The organism is Leifsonia sp. RCC_180 (genome assembly GCF_058138205.1).
Map to the genome: position 1 here is coordinate 1,020,531 of NZ_CP200340.1, position 22,966 is coordinate 1,043,496.

A 22,966-nucleotide genomic window follows, 5' to 3' on the forward strand; every position below is an offset into this window, starting at 1 on the left:
GGTCAGCGGTTGAGCGGGGACATGTCCGGGTAGCGGTCGCCGACAGGTGCCGCCACGGCATCCAGGCGGGCGAGCTGCTCGGGGCTGAGCTGCAGGTCGGCGGCGGCCACGTTCTGCTCGAGGTTGGCGACCTTCGTGGTGCCCGGAATCGGGGCGATGTCGTCGCCCTTCGACAGCAGCCAGGCGAGCGCCACCTGGCCGGGCTTCGCGCCCACCTCGCGGGCGACCTCGTCCACCTGCTCCACGATGCGGATGTTCGCCTCCAGGTTGTCGCCCTCGAAACGCGGGTTGAACCGGCGGAAGTCGTCCTCCGACAGGTCGTCGAGCGAGCGGATGGTCCCGGTCAGGAACCCGCGGCCCAGCGGCGAGTAGGGTACGAAGCCGATGCCGAGCTCGCGCACGGTCGGCAGCACCTCCGCCTCCGGGTCCCGCGTCCACAGGGAGTACTCGGTCTGGATGGCGGTGACCGGGTGCACCGCGTTCGCTCGGCGGATCGTCTCCGGCGCCGCCTCGGACAGTCCGTAGTGTCGGATCTTGCCCTCCTCGATCAGCTCCTTCAAGGCGCCGACCGTCTCCTCGATCGGCGTGCCCGGGTCCATGCGGTGCTGGTAGTAGAGGTCGATGTGGTCGGTCTGCAACCGCTTCAGCGAGCCCCCGACGGAGAGTCGGATGTTCGCCGGCGACCCGTCCATCCCCCGCTCGTCGTTCTCGCGGTGCTTGATGGTGCCGAACTTCGTGGCGATGACGACACGGTCGCGGCGACCGTCGGCGAACGCCTTCGCCAGCAGCTCCTCATTCGTGTACGGGCCGTAGATCTCGGCGGTGTCGAAGAACGTCACCCCGAGGTCCATCGCGCGGTGGATGGTGGCGATCGATCCGGCCTCGTCGGTTCCCGCGCCCGTGTAGAACGCGGACATGCCCATGCAGCCGAGGCCGAGCTGGGAGACCTCCAGCTTCTCGGTTCCCAGTGCGATCTTCTTCATGCGTGATTCCCTTTCGTGGCCTCTCCGACCTGCTGCCGGTAGAGGCCGATCTTGTAGTCGATGGCCGCCAGACTCGCCGTCATGTCCTCCAGCTGCCGCATGACCGCCATGCGGTGCAGCAGGAGCAGCTCAAGTCGCTCGGCTTCCGTCCCCTCGCCCTCCCGCGCGAGCACGACGTACTCACGCATGGTGGCGATCGGCATCGCGGTCGACCGCAGCCGGGTGAGGAACGTCACCCACGTGACGTCCGCCTCGGTGTAGCGACGGTGGGTCGAGGATGCGCGCTCGACGGGCGCGAGCATCAGGCCTTCGCGCTCGTAATACCGCAGGGTGTGGGTGGTGAGTCCGGTCCGCTCAGCGACGTCGGAAATCGACATCGCCGTCCGTGTGTCGGTCATACCGCCACGATAAGACTTAGAGTGCGCTCGAAGTCAATGCCGGTACGTCGATGCGCCCCGAAATCAGCTGCGGCGCTTCTTGGCGGGGACGGCGGCGTCGGCGGAGGCTTCCTCATCGGGCAGCGGACGCGCGATCGGCACGCGGCTCCCGAGCACCTGCGCGACGAGGTCGCGGGCGATCTTCTGCGGCGTGAGCCCGGCATCCTCGAGGATCTGGTCGCGCGTGGCATGGTCGATGAAGGCGTCGGGCAGTCCCAGTTCGTCGACCGCCGTGTCGATTCCGGCCTCGCGGAGGTCCTGACGGACGCGCGTGCCGATGCCGCCGACACGGATGCCGTCCTCGATCGTCACGACGATGCGATGCTCGGCGGCCAGCGACAGGATGCTCTTGGGCACGGGCACCACCCAGCGCGGGTCGACGACCGTCGCGCCGATCCCCTGGGCGGCCAAGCGGTCGGCGACCTTCAGGCCGAGGTCGGCCATCGGGCCCACGGTGACCAGCAGGACGTCCTTCCGGTCGCCCTCACGCAGCACGTCCACGCCGTCGTCGAGCCGGCGCAGCGCCTCCAGGTCGGGCTGCACGGAGCCTTTCGGGAAGCGCAGGACGGTCGGGGCGTCATCCACCGCGACGGCCTCCGCCAGCTCCTCGCGGAAGCGCGTGCCGTCGCGCGGCGCGGCCAGCCGGATGTTCGGCACGACCTGGAGGATGGCGAGGTCCCAGATGCCGTGGTGACTCGGGCCGTCGGGGCCGGTGACGCCGGCGCGGTCGAGAACGAAGGTGACGCCCGCCTTGTGGAGCCCTACATCCATGAGCACCTGGTCGAACGCGCGGTTCATGAAGGTGGCGTAGATGGCGACGACGGGATGCAGCCCACCGAATGCGAGGCCGGCGGCGCTTGCCACCGCGTGCTGCTCGGCGATGCCGACGTCGTGGACGCGGTCCGGGAAGCGCTCCGCGAACCGATGCAGACCGGTGGGGCGCAGCATCGCCGCGGTGATGCCCACGATCTTCGGGTCCTTCTCGGCGAGCTTGACGATCTCGTCGGAGAAGACGTCGGTCCACTGCGGCTTGCTCGATCCCACCATCGGCTCACCGGTCTCCGGGTCGATCTGGCCGACCGAGTGGAACTGGTCGGCGGCGTCGCGCAGGGCCGGCTCGTAGCCGCGCCCCTTCTGCGTGATCGCGTGCACGATGACCGGGGCGCCGTAGTTCTTCGCCTGGCGCAGAGCCTCCTCCATCGCCTCCAGGTCGTGGCCGTGCACCGGCCCGATGTACTTGATGTCGAGGTTCGAGTAGAGGGCTTCGTTGTTGACGAACCGGCTCAGGAAGCCGTGCAGGCCGCCGCGCACGCCGCGGTAGAAGGACCGGCCGGGCGTCCCCAGCTTTGCGAAGGCGCGCTGGGAGGTGAGGTAGAGGTTGCGGTAGCTCCTGCGAGTGCGCACGGTGTTCAGGAAGCGCGCCATTCCGCCGATGGTCGGCGCGTAGGAGCGGCCGTTGTCGTTGACGACGATGATCAGCCGGCGGTTGTTGTCGTCGGAGATGTTGTTCAGCGCCTCCCACGTCATCCCGCCGGTGAGGGCGCCGTCGCCGACCACGGCGATGACATGGCGGTCGCGCTGGCCGGTGAGCTCGAAGGCGCGGGAGATGCCGTCCGCCCAGGACAGGGACGAGGAGGCGTGGGAACTCTCCACGATGTCGTGCTCCGACTCGGACCGCTGCGGGTACCCGGCCATCCCGCCGCGCTGACGCAGCTGCGAGAAGTCCTGCCGGCCGGTGAGGAGCTTGTGCACGTACGACTGGTGGCCGGTGTCGAACACCACGGCGTCACGCGGGGAGTCGAAGACACGGTGGATGGCGATGGTCGTCTCCACCACGCCGAGGTTGGGGCCGAGGTGCCCGCCGGTCTTCGCCACATTCGCGACGAGGAACGCCCGCACCTCGGCGGCGAGCTGGACGAGCTCGCGATCCGTCAGGCGGTCGAGGTCGCGCGGACCGTGGATGGTCTCGAGAATGCCCATGAAATCGAGTCTAGGCTCCGATCCCGGTCACGTCCTGATCGTCGTGTTCGCCAGGAAGCCCATCCCCGGCATCCACGGGCAAACGCGCCGTCTGGTGCGCGCAAGAGCGCGCTCGCTACGATCACGGCAACGGCCGGGAGGAGCACGACATGGCTGGTCGATGGGGCGCGGTCACGGCTCTCGGTGCTGCGCAGTTCGTGATGGTGCTCGACAGCACCGTGATGAACGTCTCGATCTCGCAGGTCGTCTCGGACCTCGACACCACGATCGCCGTGATGCAGTCCGCGATCACCTTCTACACGCTGACGATGGCGGCGTTCATGCTGCTGGGCGCCAAGCTCGGCGAGCGCTGGGGACGGCGGCGCGCGCTCGTCATCGGCTCCATCATCTATTCGATCGGGTCCGCGACGACGGCGCTCAGCGTGAACGCGGCGATGCTGGTCGTCGGGTGGTCGGTCGTCGAGGGTCTGGGTGCGGTGCTGGTGATCCCCGCCATCGCCGGGCTGATCGCCGACAACTATTCGGGGCACGCCCGCGTCACCGCCTTCTCGATCATCGGCGCCGCCTCCGGTGTCGCCGTCGCCGTCGGGCCGCTGGTCGGTGGATTCGTGACAACCTACGCGAGCTGGCGCTACGTCTTCGCCGCCGAGGTGGTCGTCATGGCGGTGGTGCTCATCTTCAACAAGGTGATCCGGCACTCCGGCGAGCCGCTCCCCACCCGCATCGACGTGCTTTCGGTGATCCTGTCCGCCCTGGCGCTCTTCCTCATCGTCTACGGTCTGCTGCAGACCAAGACCTGGGGATGGATCCTTCCCACCACGGACACCCAGGTGCTGGGCCTCTCGCCCGTCCCCTTCATCGTCGCTGCCGGTGCTGTCCTGCTGTGGCTGTTCCTGCGCCGTCAGGGTGTTCTGCGGCGCAGCGGCAGGACACCGTTCCTCAACACCGACATGCTGACCATCCGGCACCTTCGCGCTGGAGTGGGCAGCATCGGCCTCCAGTACACCGTCACCGCCGGGCTGTTCTTCATCGTCCCGGTCTATCTGCAGTTCACCCTCGGACTGAACGCCGTGAACACGGGAATCCGCCTGTTCCCCCTCTCGGTCGCACTCGTGCTGTTCTCCATCATCGGCACGGCGCTGGCTCGCCGCCTCTCCCCCAAGCGCATCGCCCGGATCGGTCAACTGCTGCTGGTGCTGGCCTCGCTGGTCCTGCTGTTCTCCATCGACCCGGAGCTGCAGAACGGCGTCTTCGCCACCGGGATGTTCCTGGCCGGGGCGGCGCTCGGCCTCCTGGCCTCGCAGCTCGGGAACGTCACCATGTCGGCCGTCGACCGCAGCGAGCTCAGCGAGGCCGGTGGAGTGCAGGGAGTGTTCCAGAACCTGGGCTCCTCGCTCGGGACGGCGATCCTGGGCTCCATCATGATCGCCGCTCTGGGGTCGCTGTTCCTCGGCGGCGTCGCCGCGAGCGCGTTGCCGCACGACGTGCAGACCGAGGTCACCCAGCGCACCGAGAGCGGCGTGCCGATCGTCGCGGTGTCCGAGGTCCCCCGGATCGCGAAGGCCGCCGGGCTGAGCGAGGAGCAGGGTCGGCAACTGACCGACCTCTACCAGGACGCGCAACTGCAGGCGCTGCGTCTCTCCTTCGCCGTGCTGACGCTGATCTCGATCTCCGCGCTCGCGTTCTCCCGCAACCTGCCCTCGACCGTCGCGGCGCAGGAGGAGGAGCCAGCCGGGCGGACGGGCCCGAGCCGCGACAGCACGCCCGCCCCCTGACGCGAAATGCCCGGGACCAGTGGCCCCGGGCATTCCGTTGGTGCGCGTCCTTAGACGAGACTCCGCAGCACGTACTGCAGGATGCCGCCATTGCGGTAGTAGTCCGCCTCACCGGGGGTGTCGATGCGGACCACCGCGTCGAACTCGACCGGCTGCTTACCTGCCGGCGAGTGCTCGCTCGGCTCGGCGACCACGTGGACGGTCTTCGGCGTCGTGCCCTCGTTCAGCGCCTCGAGACCCGTGATCGTGAAGACCTCAGTGCCGTCGAGACCGAGCGAGTCGGCCGTCTCGCCGGCCGGGAACTGCAGCGGGACGACGCCCATGCCGATGAGGTTGGAGCGGTGGATGCGCTCGAAGCTCTCGGTGATCACCGCGCGGACGCCGAGGAGGCTGGTGCCCTTCGCCGCCCAGTCGCGGGACGAGCCGGAGCCGTACTCCTTGCCGCCCAGGATCACGAGCGGGGTGCCCTGCGTCTGGTAGTTCTGCGACGCGTCGTAGATGAACGACTGGGGCGCGCCCTCCTGGGTGAAGTCGCGGGTGTAGCCACCCTCGACCCCGTCCAGCAGCCGGTTGCGGAGACGGATGTTCGCGAACGTGCCGCGGATCATCACCTCGTGGTTGCCACGGCGCGAGCCGTACGAGTTGAAGTCCTTGCGGTCGATGCCGTGCTCGGTCAGGTACTGACCGGCCGGGCTGTCGCCCTTGATCGAGCCTGCGGGCGAGATGTGGTCCGTGGTGACCGAGTCGCCGAGCTTCGCGAGCACGCGGGCGCCGACGATGTCGCTGACCGGGGTGGTCTCGAGCGTCATGCCGTCGAAGTACGGGGGCTTCCGCACGTAGGTGGACTTCTCATCCCACTCGAAGATCGAGCCGGTCGGCGTGGGCAGCGACTTCCAGCGCTCGTCACCCTCGAAGACGGATGCGTACTGGTGAACGAACATCCCCTCGTTGATGGACGAGTCGATGGTCTGCTGCACCTCGGCCGCGTCGGGCCAGATGTCCTTGAGGAAGACGTCGTTGCCCTCGGTGTCGGTTCCCAGCGGGTCGACCTCGAAGTCGAAGTTCATCGAACCGGCGAGAGCGTACGCGATGACGAGCGGCGGGCTCGCCAGGTAGTTCATCTTGACGTCCGGGTTGATCCGGCCCTCGAAGTTGCGGTTGCCCGAGAGCACCGCGGTGACGGCGAGGTCGTTGTCGTTGACCGCCTGCGAGATCTCTTCGGGCAGCGGGCCCGAGTTGCCGATGCAGGTAGTGCAGCCGTAGCCGACCGTGTAGAAGCCGAGCGCCTCCAGGTCTTGCGTCAGGCCGGCCTTCTCGTAGTAGTCGGTGACGACCTTCGATCCGGGAGCCAGGGTGGTCTTGACCCACGGCTTCGCCTTGAGGCCCTTCTTCGCCGCGTTGCGGGCGAGGAGGCCGGCGGCGAGCATGACCGACGGGTTGGAGGTGTTGGTGCACGACGTGATCGCAGCGATGGCGACGGCGCCGTGGTCGAGGACGAAGTCCTCGCCGTTCTCCGTCAGGGTGACCGGGGTCGGGTTGGAGACGACCTTCGGCGCGTGGCTGTGGTGCGTGTGCTGGTGGGTGCTGCGCGCATCCTCCGGCTGCAGCTCGCCCGGGTCGGAGGCCGGGAACGACTCCGAGATGGTGAGGTCGACCAGGTCATGCGAGACGTCGGCGTAGTCGACGAGGTCCTTCTCGAACTGGTCCTTGGCGTGGCTCAGCTCGATGCGGTCCTGCGGGCGCTTCGGGCCGGCGATCGACGGGACGACCGTGGAGAGGTCGAGCTCGAGGTACTCGCTGAAGACCGGCTCGACCGAGGGGTCGTGCCACAGCGTCTGCGCCTTGGAGTACTCCTCGACCAGCTGGACCTGCTCCTCGCTGCGACCGGTGAGGCGCAGGTAGTCGAGGGTGACCTCGTCGATCGGGAACATCGCGGCGGTCGAGCCGAACTCGGGGCTCATGTTGCCGATGGTGGCGCGGTTTGCCAGCGGGACCTCGGCGACGCCGGCTCCGTAGAACTCGACGAACTTGCCGACCACACCGTGCTTGCGCAGCATCTGCGTGATGGTGAGCACGACATCCGTCGCGGTCACACCGGTCGGGATGGCGCCGGTCAGCTTGAAGCCGACGACCTTGGGGATGAGCATGGAGACCGGCTGGCCGAGCATGGCCGCCTCGGCCTCGATGCCGCCGACGCCCCAGCCGAGCACGCCCAGGCCGTTGACCATCGTGGTGTGCGAGTCGGTGCCGACACAGGTGTCCGGGTAGGCAAGCAGCTCGCCGTCGATCTCACGGGTCATGGTGACGCGGGCCAGGTACTCGATGTTGACCTGGTGCACGATGCCGGTGCCCGGCGGGACGACCTTGAAGTCGTCGAACGCGGTCTGGCCCCAGCGGAGGAACTGGTAGCGCTCCCCGTTGCGCTCATACTCGAGGTCGGTGTTGCGCTCCAGCGCGTCCGCCTGGCCGAACAGGTCGGCGATGACGGAGTGGTCGATGACCATCTCGGCCGGGGCGAGCGGGTTGATCTTCTTGGGGTCGCCGCCGAGAGCGGAGACCGCCTCGCGCATGGTGGCGAGGTCGACGATGCAGGGGACGCCGGTGAAGTCCTGCATGATCACGCGGGCCGGCGTGTACTGGATCTCGGTGTCAGGCTCGGCCGCCGGGTCCCAGCCGCCGAGGGCACGGATGTGGTCAGCGGTGATGTTCGCGCCGTCCTCGGTGCGGAGCAGGTTCTCGAGCAGGACCTTGAGGCTGAAGGGCAGCCGCTCGTACCCGTCCACCTGGTCGATCGAGTAGATCGTGTAGTCCCTCGACCCGACGGTCAGCGTCTTCTTCGCGCCGAAACTGTTCGTAGCAGCCACAATGCCCTCTCCTTCATCGGCAGGCGATGTTCACGCACGCCTCGTCCATCTTCCTCGTCCGTCGAAGCGCCTTTCCAGCAAGGTAAGCCTAATTCCTGATGCTGCAAAAGTATCTTGACGTCGAGATAAAACTATCACGTTCAGATGCGGTCGAAGACCAGCCCGCGCCGCTTCGCGAACCGGTAGAAGAGCTCGACGCCCGCCGCGCCCACAGCGCCCACCGCGATGCCCCAGGCCAGTGCCCCGTCGGCCTTCAGATGCATCTCGAAGAAGGTCGAGGTGAACGGAATGATGCACACCAGCGCGAACGCGGCGGCGACCGCGGCGAGCAGCAGCCACCGGATCCCGGTCAGCGGACGCGTCAGCACGCACAGGATCCACAGCGACACGCAGAACAGCGCGACGGTCGTGACGCTGCGCGCCTCATGAAGCGGGATGCTGCGGTACAGCGGCGCGTACGCGACGATGGCGGTCAGCCCGGCGATCAGTCCGGTCGGGACGGAGTACCTCAGCACCCGGCCGAGCACCCCCGGCGTGTAGATGCGCCGGTTGGGAGCCAGCGCGAGGAAGAACGAGGGGATGCCGATCGCGAGCGTCGACACCAGGGTCAGCTGCCGCGGGAGGAACGGGAACGGCCACAGCACCACCGCACTGACAAGCGCCAGCAGGATGCCGTAGGTGGTCTTCGCCAGGAAGATGTTGGAGACACGCTCCACGTTGGCGATGACGCGACGGCCGAAGGCGAGCACGTCCGGCAGCCGGTCGAACCGGTCGTCCAGCAACACGACGCGGGAGACCGCCTTGGTCGCTGCAGTGCCGGTGCCCATGGCGATGCCGAGGTCGGCATCCTTCACCGCCATGGCGTCATTGACGCCATCGCCGGTCATCGCGACCGTTCGCCCGCGCTCCTTCAGCAGCCGGACGGCCGTGCGCTTCTGGTCCGGGCTCACCCGGCCCAGCACGCTCGCGGTCTCGAGCGCCCCGGCGAGCGCTTCGTCGGTCGTGAACGTGGACGCGTCGACCGTCTCGCCCTCCAACTGCAGTTCCCGCGCGATCGCAGCCACGGTGACGGGGTTGTCGCCCGACATGACGACCACCCGCACGGACTGCTCGCGGAAGTAGGCGAGCGTGTCGCGAGCCTCAGGGCGCACGGTCTCGGCCAGCAGGACGAGCAGGGCGGGCTGCACCCGCATCCCCGCCAGAGGGGTGTGGACGTCGGCCGGCAACGGGTCGAGTGCGCGCGCGAGCGCCAGTGTGCGTAAACCGGTCGCGGCCAGCGAGGTGGCCCGCTCGAGCGCGTCGGGGTGCCCCTCCAGCACCCGCTCGGGTGCGCCCAGGACCCAGCCGGTCTCGTCCCCGTCCACCGTCATCGCGAGGGCGCTGTACTTGGTGGCGGAACTGAAAGGGATGCGTCGCGACACCCGAAACCGGTCGCTGCGGAAGTGCGACCCCAGAATCCCCGAGGTCGCGTTGCCCGCTTCGTCCGACCCGAACGCCGCCAGCGCCGTCTCCGCCAGTTCGGTGTCGGCTGCACCGGCGCAGACCTCGGTTCCGTGCAGCGCCAGCTCGCCCGTCGTCAGGGTGCCCGTCTTGTCCAGGCACAGCACATCCACTCGGGCGAGGACCTCGACGGCGGCGAGCTCCTGCACGAGCACCTTGCGGGCGGCCAATTGGATGGCGGCGACGCCGAACGCGAGGCTGGTCAGCAGCACGAGGCCCTCGGGGATCATCCCGACGACCGCGGCCACGGCGTCCAGCAGTGCCCGGCGCCAGCGGTCGTCGGCGAACACCTCCGAGAACCCGCCGTACGCGAACACCCGCCCGAGCAGCGTGATCAGGATGAGCGGGCCGAGGATCCACGAGAGGTAGACGAGGATGCGGTTGGTCGCCTCCCGCAGCTCGGAGCGCACCAGCGAGTGCTTGCGGATCTCGCTGGTCAGCTTGCTCGCGTACGAGTCGGCGCCGACCGCGGTGACGACGGCGAGCCCCGTGCCTGTGACGACATGCGAGCCGGAGAGCAGGGGCGCGTCGGCGTCCTTGAACGTCGGATCGGATTCGCCCGTCAGCATGGACTCGTCCAACGACAGACCAGTGCTCTCGACCACGACCGCGTCCGCGGGCACCTGGTCGCCGGGCCGGAGGACCAGCAGGTCGTCGAGGACGACATCCTCCAGCGCGACGGTCACGACCTCGCCGTCGCGACGTACGCGGCTGTGCGGGGCCGCGAGGAGGGCCGCGCGGTCGAGCACGCGCTTCGCCCGGTACTCCTGCACGATGCCGATCAGCGCATTGGCGACGACGATGCCGAAGAAGAAGCCGTCACGCAGGTCGCCGAGAAGCAGCACGGCGACGAAGCAGGCGGTGAGGATGCCATTGAACAGCGTGAAGATGTTCTCGCGCAGGATGTCGCCCACCGACCGGGAGCTCGGCTGCGTCTGGGTGTTGGCCCGGCCGTCGGCGACCCGTTCGGCCACCTGCGACGCGGTCAGGCCCTGCTGCGTCCCCGCCTCGAGCATCGGTCCCCCTCCGTCGCGTCGCGAGCTGTGTCTACTTGTTCGGACGTGCTTCGGCGCTGGTTCGTGACGGTTTCTGCGGGAACTGACCCTTCACGACGAACCAGGTGACGAGCAGGAGCGGAGCGTAGAGCGGCACGCCCATCAGGAGCTTGGTGAGCGCGAGCGCACTCGTCGCGGCATCCGTGTGCGCCAGGTACAGCGGGACCTGCACGACGAGCCGCGCGACGAACAGCAGCAGCCAGAGCAGCGTCAGCGCCTGCATGACGCGGTACTTGCGCTTGTCGCTGCGCCAGGCGACGCCGTCCCCCATCAGGTAGCCGGCGGCCAGGCCGATGATCGGCCAGCGCACCAGCATCGAGATCAGGATGCCGGCCGCGTAGGCGGCGTTCGTCCAGATCCCGAGCAGGAAGTTGTCTTCGCCGCGGCCGGTGATGAGCGCGAGGATGGCGGAGACGCCGACCCCGATCAGCCCGGCCATGGCTTGGGTGACCGGCGTCTTCCCGATGATGCGCACAGCAGTGAACACGACGGCGACCGCCACCGAGCAGCCGATCGAGAGCGGCACGTTCTGCGTGAAGGTGAACAGGATGAGGAACACCAGCCCGGGCAGGATGGTCTCGCACAGTCCGCGGATGCCGCCGAGGGCGCCCATCAGGGCGGCGCCGGTGGAGGCGTCCGTCTCGGCGAGCTGGCCGAGGCCCGAGCGACGGGCGGCCGCGGCGATGCTGTCGCCGAGCGCCGGCGCCTGGGCTCCGTCCGCGCCGTCTGCGCCGTCCGCCGGCTCCGCGGCCCGTGCGGCGCCTGCCCCGTCCGTCTCGCGTTCCGGTCGGTCGTGATCGGTCATCGCGCGCCTACAGAGAGGAGTAGTCGTTCTCGGTGCCCGCAGTGGGTGCGGCGGGCATCCGGAGCGGGATGAGGTCGCGCGGGGGCATCGGCACGGATCCGCGCACCACCACGATGCTGCGGAAGAGGTCTTCGACGAGGGCCGCCGCCTCCGGCTGCACCGCCGCATCGCCCGCGATCACGCCACGCAGGAACCAGCGCGGGCCGTCGACGCCCACGAAGCGTGCGACACGCGTCTCGACCGGGCCGCCCTGCGGCGCCGCCACGGGGATCTCGGCCACGAGCTCTGGGCCGAAGGCACCGTCGCGCTCGGTGACGCGGCCGCCCTGGCGCTGCACCTGGTCGGTGATCTGGTCGCGGATCTCGTGCCACAGCCCGGAGGAGCGGGGTGCGGCGAACGGCTGCACCTGCAGGGTCGAATTCGCGTAGTCGAGGCCGACGGCGACGACGCGCTGCGTCTCTTCCTCGACCTCCAGCCGCAGGTGCAGGCCCTCGCGCGGCAGGATCTTCACGCCGCCGAGGTCCACGTACGGCCGGACCGGGTTGGCCTCGCTCTCGTCGAGCGGCCCCTCGGTGGCGCGGTCCTCCGGCGCCGACTTCTCGAACTCGACGGCGTCGCCATCCTGCTGTTCGAGCTCTGCGGCCTCCTCGGACCCGCGAGGGGTGTCGCTGATGTCGCTCACGCGTGTTCTCCTGCCTCGGTCACGGTGTACCCGGACGAGCCGAAGCCCGCGGTGCCGCGGTGGCTGTCCGGGAGGGAGTCGACGGGGATGAACCGGGCTCGCGTGACCGGCATGACGATCAGCTGGGCGATCCGGTCGCCGACGGCGATATCGTACGGCATCGACCTGTCCGTGTTGAGGAGGGTGACCCGGATCTCGCCGCGGTATCCCGCATCCACCGTTCCCGGCGCGTTGACGATCGTGAGGCCGTGCCGCATCGCCAGGCCGCTCCGCGGGACGACGAACCCGGCGTAGCCCTCCGGAAGCGCGATCGAGACGCCGGTCGGCATGGTGAAGCGCTCCCCCGGGCCCAGCGTCACGGCCTCCGCGGCGCAGAGATCGGCGCCGGCGTCTCCCGGGTGCGCGTATGCGGGTGAGACGGTGGCGATGATCGGGACGTCGACGGATTCGGTCACGTGTCAGAGGCTAGTGCAGAAGTCTGATCGAATAGAGGTCATGGACCTGTACCGAGAACGGCTGTGGGCGACCCCCTGGCTCTTCATCTCGACCCTGCTCGTCATCCCGGCCGTCATGCTGGTGTTCGCGCCGATCAACTTCACCGTGGGCGTCGTCCTGGCGGTCCTGATCTACGTCGCGTTCGCGGTCTTCCTGGTCGCGACGGCGCCGGTCATCCGGGTCACGAAGGAGGAGCTGGTCGCCGGCCACGCGCGCATCCCGCTCGCCCTCACCGGTGAGCCGACGGCGTACCAGGGCGAGGAGGCGACGCAGCAGCGCGGACGCCTGCTCGACGCTCGGGCCTGGCTGCTCATCCGCGGCTGGGTAAAGCCCGTCGTCAAGGTGCCGCTGCTCGACCAGGACGACCCGACGCCGTACTGGCTGCTCTCAACAAGAAACCCGGACCAGCTGGTCCGGGTTCTCGATGAGGCTCGCCTCAGTTCTTAGTGTCGACCGACGTCAGGCGGCGCACTCCACGCAGATCGGACCAAGCTTGGTGTCGTGGTCGATCTGGGAGCGGTGCTTCACCAGGAAGCAGTTCACACAGGTGAACTCGTCGGCCTGGGGAGGCAGCACGACGACGTCGAGGTCGAGGTCAGAGAGGTCGGCACCCGGGAGCTCGTAGCCGCCGGGGTTGTCGGCGTCTTCGACGTCCACGACACCCGACATCTTGTCCGGGACACGCTCCTTGAGGGCCTCGATCGACTCGGAGTCGTCCTCGGTCTTCCGCGGTGCGTCGTAATCCGTTGCCATGCCCATCCACTTCTCGTCGTAACGGCCGATTCTCGCAATCGGCGGCCATAGTTTGCATCAATCGCACCCGAATAGCAAAACTACGCAGGAGCCTTTCAGCGATTGCTCGGTGTGCAACTTCCGGCACGCCCGCTGTATTCCCCGAAATGCCTTCCGTGCCGTGGCATCCTGAGGCCGTACGTACGAGCTCGGAAGGCAATCCACATGCAGGATTTGAAGGTCATCGGGGTCGAGAACGGTGCACTCGTCGCCGTCGGCGACGACGGTGAGCGGTTCCGCATCGCCGTCGACGAGGCGTTGCAGTCCAAAGTGCGCCAGGTGCGTCAGGAGACGCCCGCCGACGCGCCCAAACTCTCACCGCGCGAGGTCCAGGCGCACATCCGCTCAGGGATGTCCGCGGAGGACGTCGCAGCGGTCACGGGAGCGCCCCTCGAGTACGTTCAGCGGTTCGAGGGACCCATCATCGCCGAGCGCGAGCACATCGTCGCCAGCGCCCTCAGCGTGCCGGTGCACACCTCCGACGCGGTCGACCCGCTCGGCGACCCCGAGACGTTCGGCACCGTCATCCGCGAGCGGCTCGCGTCGCTCGGCGTGGCGGGCGAGCGCTGGGCGAGCTGGAAGGACAGCGAGACCGGCTGGATCGTGAAGCTCGAGTTCACGGCCGACACGATCGACCACGACGCGCGGTGGACCTACGACGCGCGCAAGCACGCCCTCGCCCCGATCAACTCCGAGGCGACCACGCTCTCCCAGGCGGGCGAGCTGCGCGGCGGGGCGCTCATCCCCCGGCTGCGCGCCGTGCTGCCCAACGAGGGCGAGCCGGACAACTCCCGCTTCGACAGCGGAGCCTTCACGTTCCCCGCGCCCGCCGCCGACCTCCTCGGCCCGGAGATCACCGCACCGATCGAGCCGCTCCCGCAGGGCCGCACGCCCGGCGCGAACAACTCCATCGCGGTGTCGGCGATCAAGCGTGCCGACGACGGCGCCCCGCGCGACCTGCACCAGACCGCCGACCTGCTGGAGGCGCTGCGCCGCCGCCGGGGCGAGCGCGAAGCGGCCACCTACGAGGAGCGGCCGACGCTCTCCGAGCCGCAGCAGTCCGCACCGCATCCGTCGGGTCGGACGACCCCGCAGCCTCCGCAGGAGACCGCTCCACTCGATCTGTCGCCGTTCCGCGTCATCGACGAGCAGCCGCCGGTCGAGCAGCCGCAGGCCTCTCAGCCGCCGGTTTCCCAACAGCCGGTCTCCCAGCAGCCGCCGCTCCCCCTCGACGTGCCGGCCCCGCCGAGTACACGCTCGAACGACTCTGGCCCGCAGCCGTCCTCCCGTAAGAAGGGACGCGCTTCGATGCCGAGTTGGGATGAGATCGTCTTCGGCGCGCGCACGGACGACGACCTGGCGTAGTCGCTGGCGCATCCGTTAGCGACTGAACTCAGCCTGCCGCTCCGAACCGCAGCAGCGGAACCCGCGTCTCCTCCGGCGTGAGCGAACCGTGCTGGCCGACCATGTTGCGGCCGGTGCCCTGCGGGTCGCGGCCGTCGTAGTACGCGATCCGTTTGCGGGGGGCGACCAGCACATCCCCGATCCGTGGAGCCACCTCCGTGTGCACCACCGGGCCGAACCATCCTGCGTCGATCGCCTCCGACCGGGTGGCGACCCAGGAGCGGTCGCCCTCCGCGTCGCGCCAGCGCTCAGCGACGGCGGTCGCCGACGCACCCTCGTCGAGGTACACGTGCAGCAGCCTCGGCTCTCCGGCGATCTCGGCGACATCGGTCAGAAGCTCGGGCGCGGTGTCGTACAGGATGTGGCCGCTCTCGGGCACATCCACCACTCCATGGTCGGCAGTCAGCAGCGCCCCGCGACCCGGCCCGAGCCGGCGAGCGAAGTCGGCGACCAGCGCGTCGACGGTCTCCAGGGCGGCTGTCCAGTCCGGAGACTCCCAGCCGCGCGCGTGGGCCAGTTGGTCGAGCTCCGCGACGTACAGGTAGGTCAGTCCGGGGCCGGATGCCGCGATGGCGTCGGCGGCCGCGTCGAAGCGGCCCGGGAGTGACTGCACGCCGACGAACTCCGCCCCGCGTAGCACCGCGGCCGTGAATCCCGAGCCCGTGAACTTCGGCAGGCCGATCGCACGCGTCTTCACTCCCTGCTCGGCCGCGCGCTCGAACACGGTGCGCGACCGCTGCCAGACGGCGGGATCCATCCGATCGTCCCAGCCGTTCAACTGGTTGGTGAGCCGGCCGGCCGCGTCACGCACCCGGTAGCCGACCAGGCCGTGCTCGCCGGGCGTCGTCCCGGTCGTCAGGGTGGCGAGTGCCGCGGCCGTGGTGGTCGGGAAGCCGGCGTCGATCGTCGAGGCCTTCCCGAGCATGGGCGCCAGCGTGCGGGCATGACCGGCACGGGCGCGGAGTGCGGCTGCTCCCAGGCCGTCGACGACGATGACGACGACATGCTCCAGCCGGGGCAGCCCGAGGTCGTTCTGTGCACCCGAGAGCGCGGCCAGCGAACTCGGCAGAACCGTGGCGAGGCTCGCTCTCGTCGTGAACGCGGCCGGTAGCATGGGTGGCATCCGGCCCAGTCTGGCACAGCCATCGCGCCGCCGGCCGAGCCGCCCCACCGCGACTCCCCGCCCCTCCCGAGATTGCACGAATGACACCAGCAGACGACCAGCCCGCCGCCGGAACGACGGAACGCATCGAAGACGTCGACGTCACGACAGAGATGCAGGGCTCGTTCCTCGAGTACGCCTACTCGGTGATCTACTCGCGCGCGCTGCCGGACGCCCGCGACGGCCTGAAGCCCGTGCAGCGCCGCATCCTGTACATGATGACCGAGATGGGCCTGCGCCCCGACCGCGGCCACGTGAAGTCGGCGCGCGTCACCGGCGAGGTGATGGGAAAGCTCCACCCGCACGGCGACAGCGCGATCTACGACGCACTGGTCCGGATGGCGCAGGACTTCACCCTGCGCGTCCCGCTCGTCGACGGCCACGGCAACTTCGGTTCGCTCGACGACGGCCCGGCCGCCGCCCGCTACACCGAAGCGCGCCTCGCCGCCGCGGCGTTGGCGATGACGGAGGACCTCGACGAGGACGTCGTCGACTTCGTCCCCAACTACGACAACCAGCTGATGCAGCCGGATGTGCTGCCCGCCGCCTTCCCGAACCTGCTCGTCAACGGCGCCAGCGGCATCGCGGTCGGCATGGCCACCAACATGGCGCCGCACAACCTCATCGAGGTCGTCGGCGCTGCCCGCCACTTGCTCGGGAACCCGGACGCCACTCTCGACGACCTGATGGCGTACATCCCGGGTCCCGACCTCCCCGGCGGCGGAACCATCGCCGGGCTCGCCGGCGTGCGCGACGCCTATGCGACCGGCCGCGGCAGTTTCCGGATGCGCGCCAAGGTCACCGTCGAGTCGATCACCGCCCGCAAGAGCGGGCTGGTCGTCACCGAGCTCCCGTACGGTGTCGGCCCCGAGAAGGTCATCGAGAAGATCAAGGACGGCGTCAACGGCAAGAAGCTGAACGGCATCTCCGACGTCACCGACCTCTCCGACCGCCAGCACGGCCTCCGGCTGGTCATCGGCATCAAGACCGGGTTCAGCGCGGACGCGGTGCTCGAGCAGCTCTACCGGCACACGCCACTGGAGGAGGGCTTCGCGATCAACAACGTCGCCCTCGTCGCCGGCGGCCCGCAGACCCTCGGGCTGCGCGAGCTGCTGCGGGTCTACCTGGACCACCGCATCAGCGTGGTCACGCGTCGCTCCCGCTTCCGCCTGGCCCGGCGCCAGGAGCGCCTGCACCTCGTCGAAGGCCTCCTCGTGGCGATCCTCGACATCGACGAGGTCATCCAGGTCATCCGCTCCTCCGACGACACGGAGCAGGCCCGCGGCCGGCTGATGCAGGTCTTCGACCTGAGCACACTGCAGGCGGACTACATCCTGCAGCTGCGCCTCCGCCGCCTCACCAAGTTCAGCCGCATCGAGCTCGAGACCGAGCGCGACCAGTTGCGTGCAGAGATCGCGGAGCTCGAAGCCCTCCTCTCGTCGCAGCAGCGCATTCACGAGCTGGTGTCGGACGAGCTGGAGCGGGTGGCCGCGACCTTCGGCACCCCGCGACGCACTCTCCTGACCGAGGCCAAGCCGTCGATCGCGGGAGCGTCGCGCAGCAAGGCGGCGACCGTGCAGCTCGAGGTGGCCGACGTCCCGACGCGGGTCTACCTGTCGACGACGGGGCGGATCCTGCGCGTGGATGCGACTCCCGGCGCCGAGGGCACAGACGGCGGCGAGAGCGGCGGGCTCGACCGCATCCAGCCGCCCGCGCGGCGCAGCAAGCATGACGCGATCCTGTCGCAGCTCGACACCACCAGCCGCAGCGAGATCGGTGCGGTCACGAACAGGGGCCGGCTCATCCGCTTCTCCCCCGTCGATCTGCCCGGGGTGCCCGCCAACTCCATCCAGCTCGGCGCCGGGGTCAAGATCGGCGATTACCTGGCGCTGGCGGACAAGAAGGAGCGCATCCTCGCGCTCGTCTCGCTGGAGTCGGAGCGGACCATCGCGCTCGGCACCAAGCAGGGCGTCGTGAAGCGCGTGACCGCCGGCGACTGGGCCAACAAGCCCGACTTCGAGGTCATCGCGCTGAAGCCGGGCGACGAGGTCGTCGGCGCCACCACGGTGACCGATGCCGACGAGCTGGTGTTCGTCGCCAGCGACGCGCAGTTGCTGCGGTTCGCCGCGTCCAGCGTCCGTCCTCAGGGGCGGGCGGCCGGCGGCATGGCCGGGATCAACCTCGGCGCTGGTGCGCACGTCATCTTCTTCGGCGCAGTCGCGGCGGGCGAAGCCGAGGAGGCGGTCGTGGCGACCATCGCCGCCAGCGACGCCACCCTTCCCGGGGCCGACCCCGGCACGGCGAAGGTCAGCGACCTGTCCGAGTTCCCAGCAAAGGGACGCGCTACCGGCGGCGTCCGTGCTCAGCGGTTCCTGAAGGGCGAGAGCGAACTCGTCCTCGCCTGGGTGGGTCGCGGCCCAGCCCTGGCGGTCGCGCCCGACGGCGTCGCACGCACGCTTCCCGAAGGCGGCGCGCGTCGCGACGGCTCCGGCACCCCCCTCGACACCGTCATCGGCTCCATCGGCCGCCGCATCGCCTGACCGCGGACCCACGCTCCAAGCCAACAGCTCCTGACTTTTTCGGGCTCCAGCGGTGTTTGGAGGCGAAAACTCAGGAGCTGTTGGCTTGGGAGGTGGGGATGCGGCGGGGATGGGCGGTTACGCGTCGATGCGGGCGCGGCTGAGGTCGTCGGCGCCGGCGATGATGAACTCCTTGCGCGGGGCCACGTCGTTGCCCATCAGCAGCTCGAAGACGCGGTTGGCCGACTCGGCGTCGGGGACGCGCACCCGACGGAGCGTCCGGTGGGCGCGGTCCATCGTCGTGGTCGCCAGCTGGTCCGCATCCATCTCGCCGAGTCCCTTGTAGCGCTGGATCGGCTCCTGGTACTTCTTGCCGCGCTTCTTCAGGTCGGCGAGCACGGCCTGCAATTCGGCCTCCGAGTACGTGTAGATCGTCTCGTTCGGCTTCGACCCGGGGTTCACGACCACGACGCGGTGGAGCGGGGGCACCGCAGCGAAGACGCGGCCCTCCTCGATCATCGGCCGCATGTAGCGGAAGAACAGGGTGAGCAGCAGTGTCCGGATGTGCGCACCATCCACGTCGGCGTCCGACATGATGATGACCTTGCCGTAGCGGGCGACCGACAGGTCGAAGCTGCGGCCGGAGCCGGCGCCGATGACCTGGATGATCGCGGCGCACTCGGCGTTCGAGAGCATGTCCGAGATGGATGCCTTCTGCACGTTGAGGATCTTGCCGCGGATGGGGAGCAGAGCCTGGTATTCGCTGTCGCGCGCACGCCGGGCCGTGCCGAGCGCCGAGTCGCCCTCGACGATGAACAGCTCGCTGTTCGCGACGTCGTTGGAGCGGCAGTCGACGAGCTTCGCCGGGAGGGAGGACGTTTCCAGCGCGTTCTTGCGGCGCTGCGTCTCTTTGTGCGCCCGGGCGGAGATGCGCGACTTCATCTCTGCGACGACCTTGTCGAGCACCAGGGCCGACTGCGCCTTGTCGTCGCGCTTGGAGGAACCGAACCGCTCGGCCATGGCCTTCTGGACGACGTTGGCGACGATCGCGCGCACGGCGGGCGTGCCGAGGATCTCCTTTGTCTGGCCCTCGAACTGCGGCTCGGGAAGGCGCACGGTGAGCACGGCCGTGAGCCCGGCCATCACGTCGTCCTTCTCGAGCTTGTCCGTGCCGGCCTTCAGGCGCCGTGCGTTCAGCTCCACCTGCTGGCGCAGGAACTTCAGCATCCCCTGGTCGAAGCCGGCCTGGTGGCTGCCGCCCTTCGGCGTCGCGATGATGTTCACGAAGCTGCGCATGACGGTGTCGTAGCCGGTGCCCCAGCGCAGAGCGATGTCGACCTGGCAGTCGCGCGTGAGCTCGGTCGGCAGCATCGCGCCCGTCTCGGACAGCACCGGGACGGTCTCGGTGAAGTGTCCCTCGCCGGTCAGGCGCCACGTCTCGGTGATCGGGCTGTCCGGCGCGAGGAAGTCGACGAACTCCGAGATGCCGCCCTCGTAGCGGAACGTCGTGCGCCCCGGAGCCGCGCCGTCGGCGGCCGGGCGCCTGTCGTCGATGGAGATGGAGAGGCCGGGCACCAGGAATGCCGTCTGGCGGGCGCGGCCGACCAGGTCGTCGGTCGAGAACTCGGCGCCCTTGGTGAAGATCTGACGGTCGGCCCAGTAGCGGATGCGCGTGCCCGTCTTCCCCTTGGCGACCTTGCCGGCGACACGCAGCTCACTTCCGCTGACGAACGGGGTGAACGGGCTGTCGGGGCCGGGCTCGCCCTTCTTGTCGTCGAAGGTGCCGGGCTCACCGCGGTGGAACGACATCGCCCACGTCTTGCCGTCGCGGTCGACCTCCACGTCGAGGCGCTCGGAGAGCGCGTTGACGACCGAGGCGCCGACGCCGTGCAGACCGCCGGAGGCCGCATACGAACCGCTGCCGAACTTGCCGCCGGCGTGCAGCTTGGTGAACACCACCTCCACACCGGAGAGCCCGGTCTTCGGCTCGATGTCGACAGGGATGCCGCGAGCGGTGTCACGCACCTCCACACTGTCGTCGGAGTGGAGGATGACCTCGATGTCGGTGCCGTGGCCGGCGAGGGCCTCGTCGACCGAGTTGTCGATGATCTCCCAGAGGCAGTGCATGAGACCGCGGGAGTCGGTGGAGCCGATGTACATACCCGGGCGCTTGCGGACGGCCTCCAGCCCCTCGAGCACCGAGAGGTGCCTGGCCGAATAGTCCGAACTCGCCACGGGTGCTCCTTCTAAGGATCGTGGGCGCCCATCCGGGTGCGGGCGCACGTGCTCTTCCAGAGTAAGCGCCGGGCGGCCGGAGCCTACGCCACGACACCCTTTCCGGCCGCTTGGCTACGCGTTGAGCGAAATAGCAGGCGATACGCGCCTGGTTACCGAACATCCGTGGTTCTATAGACGTACCGAGTTCAAGCGGTTGCGACGGAAAGGAGCATCACATGTCGACACTCACCTCGGAGAACGGGGCGGTTGACGAGCTCGCATCGGGGCCGCAGTTGACGGCTGCCGACCGTTGCGATAGCTGCGGCGCGCAGGCTTACATTCGCGTCGTCGTCAACAACGGAGAACTCCTCTTCTGCGCCCACCACGGCAAGAAGCACCAGGAGAAGCTCTCGCAGATCGCCCACAGCTGGCACGACGAGACCGCTCGCCTGTTCGAAGAGCAGCGCGCGTAACGCGGCCGCGTCGCGAAACGCGAGGCTGACCGGAGGATGGCGACAGGTACAGGCGTGCGCAGGCGCGCCCACATCGACCTCTCCGTCATCCGTTCGGCCGTAGCGTCTTCGCTCCCCGACTGCACCGCCGATCTCCGCGCCGACGCGTACGGACACGGGCTCATCCCCGTGGCTCGCACGCTGACGGATGCGGGGGTCGGCGGTTTTCTCGTCTCGCGAGTCGAGGATGCGGCGGCGATCGCCGACGAAGGACTCCCCGCTCGGGTCGTCGTCGCCCGGACGCCCGCAGACATCCCGGCCGGCACCCTGGTCGGCCCTGAACTGTTCGGTCTCGACCCCACGCAGCGGTCGGCTCCGGCCATGCGCCTGGAGGCGGAGGTCATCGCGGTCAAGCGGGTGCCCGCCGACCGCGGCGTCTCCTACGGCTACACGTACCGCACCGCGCGGCCCACGACCCTGGCGCTGGTGGCTCTCGGCTACGCCGACGGCATCCTGCGCGTGGCGTCCAACAAGGCTCCTGTGAAGGTCGGCGACACGGTCGGGCGGATCACCGGACGGATAGCCATGGACCAGTTCGTGGTCGACATCGGCGACGATGCGGCTGCGCCCGGCGATCCGGTCATCCTCTTCGGTGACGCCCGGAAGGGCGAACCGACCGTGCTGGACTGGGCGGATGCGCTCGGCGTTGCCGCCCCCGTGATCACCAGCCGCCTGGGCCGGCGCATCGAGAGGACGTACAGCGCGTGACCATCGTGGACGCCGTCGCCGAGCCGCTCCCTGCAGCCGTCATCGATCTGGCCGCGCTGCGGCACAATGTCGCCCACCTGACGCGCCTGATCGCGCCAGCAGAAACCATGCTCGCGGTGAAGGCGGATGCATACGGGCACGGCCTGCTCCCGATCGCCGAGGCGGGTCTGGAAGCCGGAGCGACGTCTCTCGCCGTCCTCGAGATCTCCGCGGGACTGGTGCTTCGCCGCGCAGGAATCGACGTCCCTCTCCTCGCCTGGCTGCACGGCCGCGACACCGACTGGCGTGCCGGGATCGAGGCGGACATCGAGCTGGGCGTGTCCGCGCTCTGGCAACTGGAGGCGATCGCCGCCGCGGGCGCCGACCGCCCGGCCGTCGTGCACCTCAAGGTCGACACCGGACTCAGCCGCAACGGGGCCACGCGCGAGGAGTGGCCGGGCCTCATCCGCGCCGCTCTCGAGCTCCAAGACGCGGGGGCACTCCACATCCGCGGCGCCTGGTCGCATCTGGCCGACGCCTCCATCGCCGACGACGAGGCAGCGCTGGCCGAGTTCCGGGATGCCGTGGCCGAGGCGGAACAGCTCGGCGCACGCTTCGAGGTGCTGCACCTCGCCGCAAGCTCCGCGGGGATCCGGATGCCGGAAGCCCGCTTCGACTTCGTGCGGTTCGGGATCGCCGCGTACGGGTTCTCGCCCTTCGACGACTCCACGGGCGCCGAGCTCGGACTCGTTCCCGTCATGCGTCTGGAGGCGCCCGTCACCGAGGTGCACGTGGGCGGCACCACGCTCGCCCGGCTGGGCATCGGTTACGCGGACGGCGTCCCGACCCTCGGCATCGCGAAGACGTCGGTGCAGCTCGGCGGCCGTCGCTGCCAGGTGGTGGAGGTCGCGGCCGACAGCATGCTCGTGGAGGCGGGACAGCACCGCATCGAGGTGGGCGACACCGCCATCCTCTTCGGTCCGGGAACGCACGGCGAGCCGACCGCCGAGAAGTACGCCGACTGGGCGGAGACCATCGCCGACGAGATGGTTACGGGCGTGGCCGCCCGCGTCCCGCGCGTCTACGTGAACTGACCG

General features: G+C 69.3%; 18 protein-coding genes. 7 read left to right on the forward strand and 11 right to left on the reverse strand.

Annotation, left to right across the window (positions count from 1 at the left end; all coding sequences use genetic code 11):
* Positions 1–2 precede the first annotated feature (2 nt).
* The 3 genes from AB7E03_RS05080 to dxs all read right to left on the reverse strand — a co-directional run bounded on the left by AB7E03_RS05080 (position 3) and on the right by dxs (position 3,400).
* Positions 3–983 (reverse strand): aldo/keto reductase, encoded by a 981-nt coding sequence (locus AB7E03_RS05080; RefSeq protein WP_489939869.1) that lies wholly within the window; start codon positions 981–983, stop codon positions 3–5.
* Positions 980–1,381, reverse strand: a complete 402-nt coding sequence (locus AB7E03_RS05085) for a MerR family transcriptional regulator (protein ID WP_489939871.1) — start codon at positions 1,379–1,381, stop codon at positions 980–982. Before AB7E03_RS05085 ends, AB7E03_RS05080 begins: the two co-directional genes overlap by 4 nt.
* Before the next feature lie 63 nt (positions 1,382–1,444).
* Positions 1,445–3,400, reverse strand: a complete 1,956-nt coding sequence (dxs, locus tag AB7E03_RS05090; RefSeq protein ID WP_489939873.1) for a 1-deoxy-D-xylulose-5-phosphate synthase — start codon at positions 3,398–3,400, stop codon at positions 1,445–1,447.
* Between the two features lie 149 nt (positions 3,401–3,549).
* Between dxs and AB7E03_RS05095 the strand changes: the two genes are divergently transcribed.
* Positions 3,550–5,175, forward strand: coding sequence for an MFS transporter (locus AB7E03_RS05095; protein WP_489939875.1), 1,626 nt, complete (start codon positions 3,550–3,552; stop codon positions 5,173–5,175).
* A 50-nt stretch (positions 5,176–5,225) separates the two neighbouring features.
* Here AB7E03_RS05095 and acnA read toward each other — a convergent pair whose 3' ends face one another.
* The 5 genes from acnA to dut form a co-directional block, all read right to left on the reverse strand.
* Positions 5,226–8,039, reverse strand: a complete 2,814-nt coding sequence (gene acnA / locus AB7E03_RS05100) for an aconitate hydratase AcnA (RefSeq protein ID WP_489939877.1) — start codon at positions 8,037–8,039, stop codon at positions 5,226–5,228.
* A gap of 140 nt (positions 8,040–8,179) precedes the next feature.
* On the reverse strand, positions 8,180–10,555 hold the full coding sequence (locus AB7E03_RS05105) for an HAD-IC family P-type ATPase (protein ID WP_489939879.1): 2,376 nt from the start codon (positions 10,553–10,555) through the stop codon (positions 8,180–8,182).
* Positions 10,556–10,586: 31 nt separating this feature from the next.
* The gene (locus AB7E03_RS05110; protein WP_489939881.1) at positions 10,587–11,399 is read right to left on the reverse strand and encodes a DUF3159 domain-containing protein; all 813 of its coding nucleotides are present in this window, start codon (positions 11,397–11,399) and stop codon (positions 10,587–10,589) included.
* A gap of 7 nt (positions 11,400–11,406) precedes the next feature.
* Positions 11,407–12,081 (reverse strand): DUF3710 domain-containing protein, encoded by a 675-nt coding sequence (locus AB7E03_RS05115; protein WP_441781994.1) that lies wholly within the window; start codon positions 12,079–12,081, stop codon positions 11,407–11,409.
* Positions 12,078–12,536: a dUTP diphosphatase gene (gene dut / locus AB7E03_RS05120; RefSeq protein WP_489939883.1), complete on the reverse strand. Its 459-nt coding sequence runs from the start codon at positions 12,534–12,536 to the stop codon at positions 12,078–12,080. Before dut ends, AB7E03_RS05115 begins: the two co-directional genes overlap by 4 nt.
* Positions 12,537–12,576: 40 nt before the next feature.
* On the opposite strand from dut, the gene AB7E03_RS05125 reads away from it, so the two are divergent.
* The gene (locus AB7E03_RS05125; protein WP_489939885.1) at positions 12,577–13,023 is read left to right on the forward strand and encodes a DUF3093 domain-containing protein; all 447 of its coding nucleotides are present in this window, start codon (positions 12,577–12,579) and stop codon (positions 13,021–13,023) included.
* A 12-nt stretch (positions 13,024–13,035) separates the two neighbouring features.
* Here AB7E03_RS05125 and AB7E03_RS05130 read toward each other — a convergent pair whose 3' ends face one another.
* Positions 13,036–13,329, reverse strand: a complete 294-nt coding sequence (locus AB7E03_RS05130) for a DUF4193 domain-containing protein (RefSeq protein WP_285116440.1) — start codon at positions 13,327–13,329, stop codon at positions 13,036–13,038.
* 204 nt (positions 13,330–13,533) lie between these two features.
* On the opposite strand from AB7E03_RS05130, the gene sepH reads away from it, so the two are divergent.
* Complete coding sequence (gene sepH, locus AB7E03_RS05135; RefSeq protein WP_489939887.1) at positions 13,534–14,733, forward strand: septation protein SepH; 1,200 nt, start codon at positions 13,534–13,536, stop codon at positions 14,731–14,733.
* A gap of 28 nt (positions 14,734–14,761) precedes the next feature.
* On the opposite strand, the gene AB7E03_RS05140 is transcribed toward sepH, so the two are convergent.
* Positions 14,762–15,895 carry an alkaline phosphatase family protein gene (locus AB7E03_RS05140; RefSeq protein ID WP_489939889.1) on the reverse strand — a complete coding sequence of 378 codons (1,134 nt, stop codon included), beginning with the start codon at positions 15,893–15,895 and terminating at the stop codon, positions 14,762–14,764.
* An 80-nt stretch (positions 15,896–15,975) separates the two neighbouring features.
* Between AB7E03_RS05140 and AB7E03_RS05145 the strand changes: the two genes are divergently transcribed.
* Positions 15,976–18,474 carry a DNA gyrase/topoisomerase IV subunit A gene (locus AB7E03_RS05145; RefSeq protein ID WP_489939891.1) on the forward strand — a complete coding sequence of 833 codons (2,499 nt, stop codon included), beginning with the start codon at positions 15,976–15,978 and terminating at the stop codon, positions 18,472–18,474.
* Between the two features lie 117 nt (positions 18,475–18,591).
* On the opposite strand, the gene AB7E03_RS05150 is transcribed toward AB7E03_RS05145, so the two are convergent.
* On the reverse strand, positions 18,592–20,688 hold the full coding sequence (locus AB7E03_RS05150) for a DNA gyrase/topoisomerase IV subunit B (protein ID WP_489939893.1): 2,097 nt from the start codon (positions 20,686–20,688) through the stop codon (positions 18,592–18,594).
* Between the two features lie 218 nt (positions 20,689–20,906).
* On the opposite strand from AB7E03_RS05150, the gene AB7E03_RS05155 reads away from it, so the two are divergent.
* Genes AB7E03_RS05155 through AB7E03_RS05165 form a run of 3 tightly spaced genes read left to right on the forward strand, consistent with a single transcriptional unit; the run spans position 20,907 to position 22,963 of the window.
* Positions 20,907–21,143: a DUF7455 domain-containing protein gene (locus AB7E03_RS05155; protein WP_018191296.1), complete on the forward strand. Its 237-nt coding sequence runs from the start codon at positions 20,907–20,909 to the stop codon at positions 21,141–21,143.
* A gap of 36 nt (positions 21,144–21,179) precedes the next feature.
* Positions 21,180–21,890 (forward strand): alanine racemase, encoded by a 711-nt coding sequence (locus AB7E03_RS05160; RefSeq protein WP_489939896.1) that lies wholly within the window; start codon positions 21,180–21,182, stop codon positions 21,888–21,890.
* Positions 21,887–22,963 carry an alanine racemase gene (locus AB7E03_RS05165; RefSeq protein ID WP_489939898.1) on the forward strand — a complete coding sequence of 359 codons (1,077 nt, stop codon included), beginning with the start codon at positions 21,887–21,889 and terminating at the stop codon, positions 22,961–22,963. Before AB7E03_RS05160 ends, AB7E03_RS05165 begins: the two co-directional genes overlap by 4 nt.
* Positions 22,964–22,966 lie beyond the last annotated feature (3 nt).

What these genes read in the sequence shown, in the direction of transcription:
- AB7E03_RS05110 (WP_489939881.1), bottom strand. Translation starts at nt 11,399, where the DNA reads ATGACCGATCACGACCGACCGGAACGCGAGACGGACGGGGCAGGCGCC.
- AB7E03_RS05085 (WP_489939871.1), bottom strand. Translation starts at nt 1,381, where the DNA reads ATGACCGACACACGGACGGCGATGTCGATTTCCGACGTCGCTGAGCGG.
- AB7E03_RS05145 (WP_489939891.1), top strand. Translation starts at nt 15,976, where the DNA reads ATGACACCAGCAGACGACCAGCCCGCCGCCGGAACGACGGAACGCATC.
- AB7E03_RS05105 (WP_489939879.1), bottom strand. Translation starts at nt 10,555, where the DNA reads ATGCTCGAGGCGGGGACGCAGCAGGGCCTGACCGCGTCGCAGGTGGCC.
- sepH (WP_489939887.1), top strand. Translation starts at nt 13,534, where the DNA reads ATGCAGGATTTGAAGGTCATCGGGGTCGAGAACGGTGCACTCGTCGCC.
- AB7E03_RS05130 (WP_285116440.1), bottom strand. Translation starts at nt 13,329, where the DNA reads ATGGCAACGGATTACGACGCACCGCGGAAGACCGAGGACGACTCCGAG.
- AB7E03_RS05080 (WP_489939869.1), bottom strand. Translation starts at nt 983, where the DNA reads ATGAAGAAGATCGCACTGGGAACCGAGAAGCTGGAGGTCTCCCAGCTC.
- AB7E03_RS05125 (WP_489939885.1), top strand. Translation starts at nt 12,577, where the DNA reads ATGGACCTGTACCGAGAACGGCTGTGGGCGACCCCCTGGCTCTTCATC.
- AB7E03_RS05095 (WP_489939875.1), top strand. Translation starts at nt 3,550, where the DNA reads ATGGCTGGTCGATGGGGCGCGGTCACGGCTCTCGGTGCTGCGCAGTTC.
- AB7E03_RS05155 (WP_018191296.1), top strand. Translation starts at nt 20,907, where the DNA reads ATGTCGACACTCACCTCGGAGAACGGGGCGGTTGACGAGCTCGCATCG.
- AB7E03_RS05140 (WP_489939889.1), bottom strand. Translation starts at nt 15,895, where the DNA reads ATGCCACCCATGCTACCGGCCGCGTTCACGACGAGAGCGAGCCTCGCC.
- AB7E03_RS05160 (WP_489939896.1), top strand. Translation starts at nt 21,180, where the DNA reads ATGGCGACAGGTACAGGCGTGCGCAGGCGCGCCCACATCGACCTCTCC.
- dxs (WP_489939873.1), bottom strand. Translation starts at nt 3,400, where the DNA reads ATGGGCATTCTCGAGACCATCCACGGTCCGCGCGACCTCGACCGCCTG.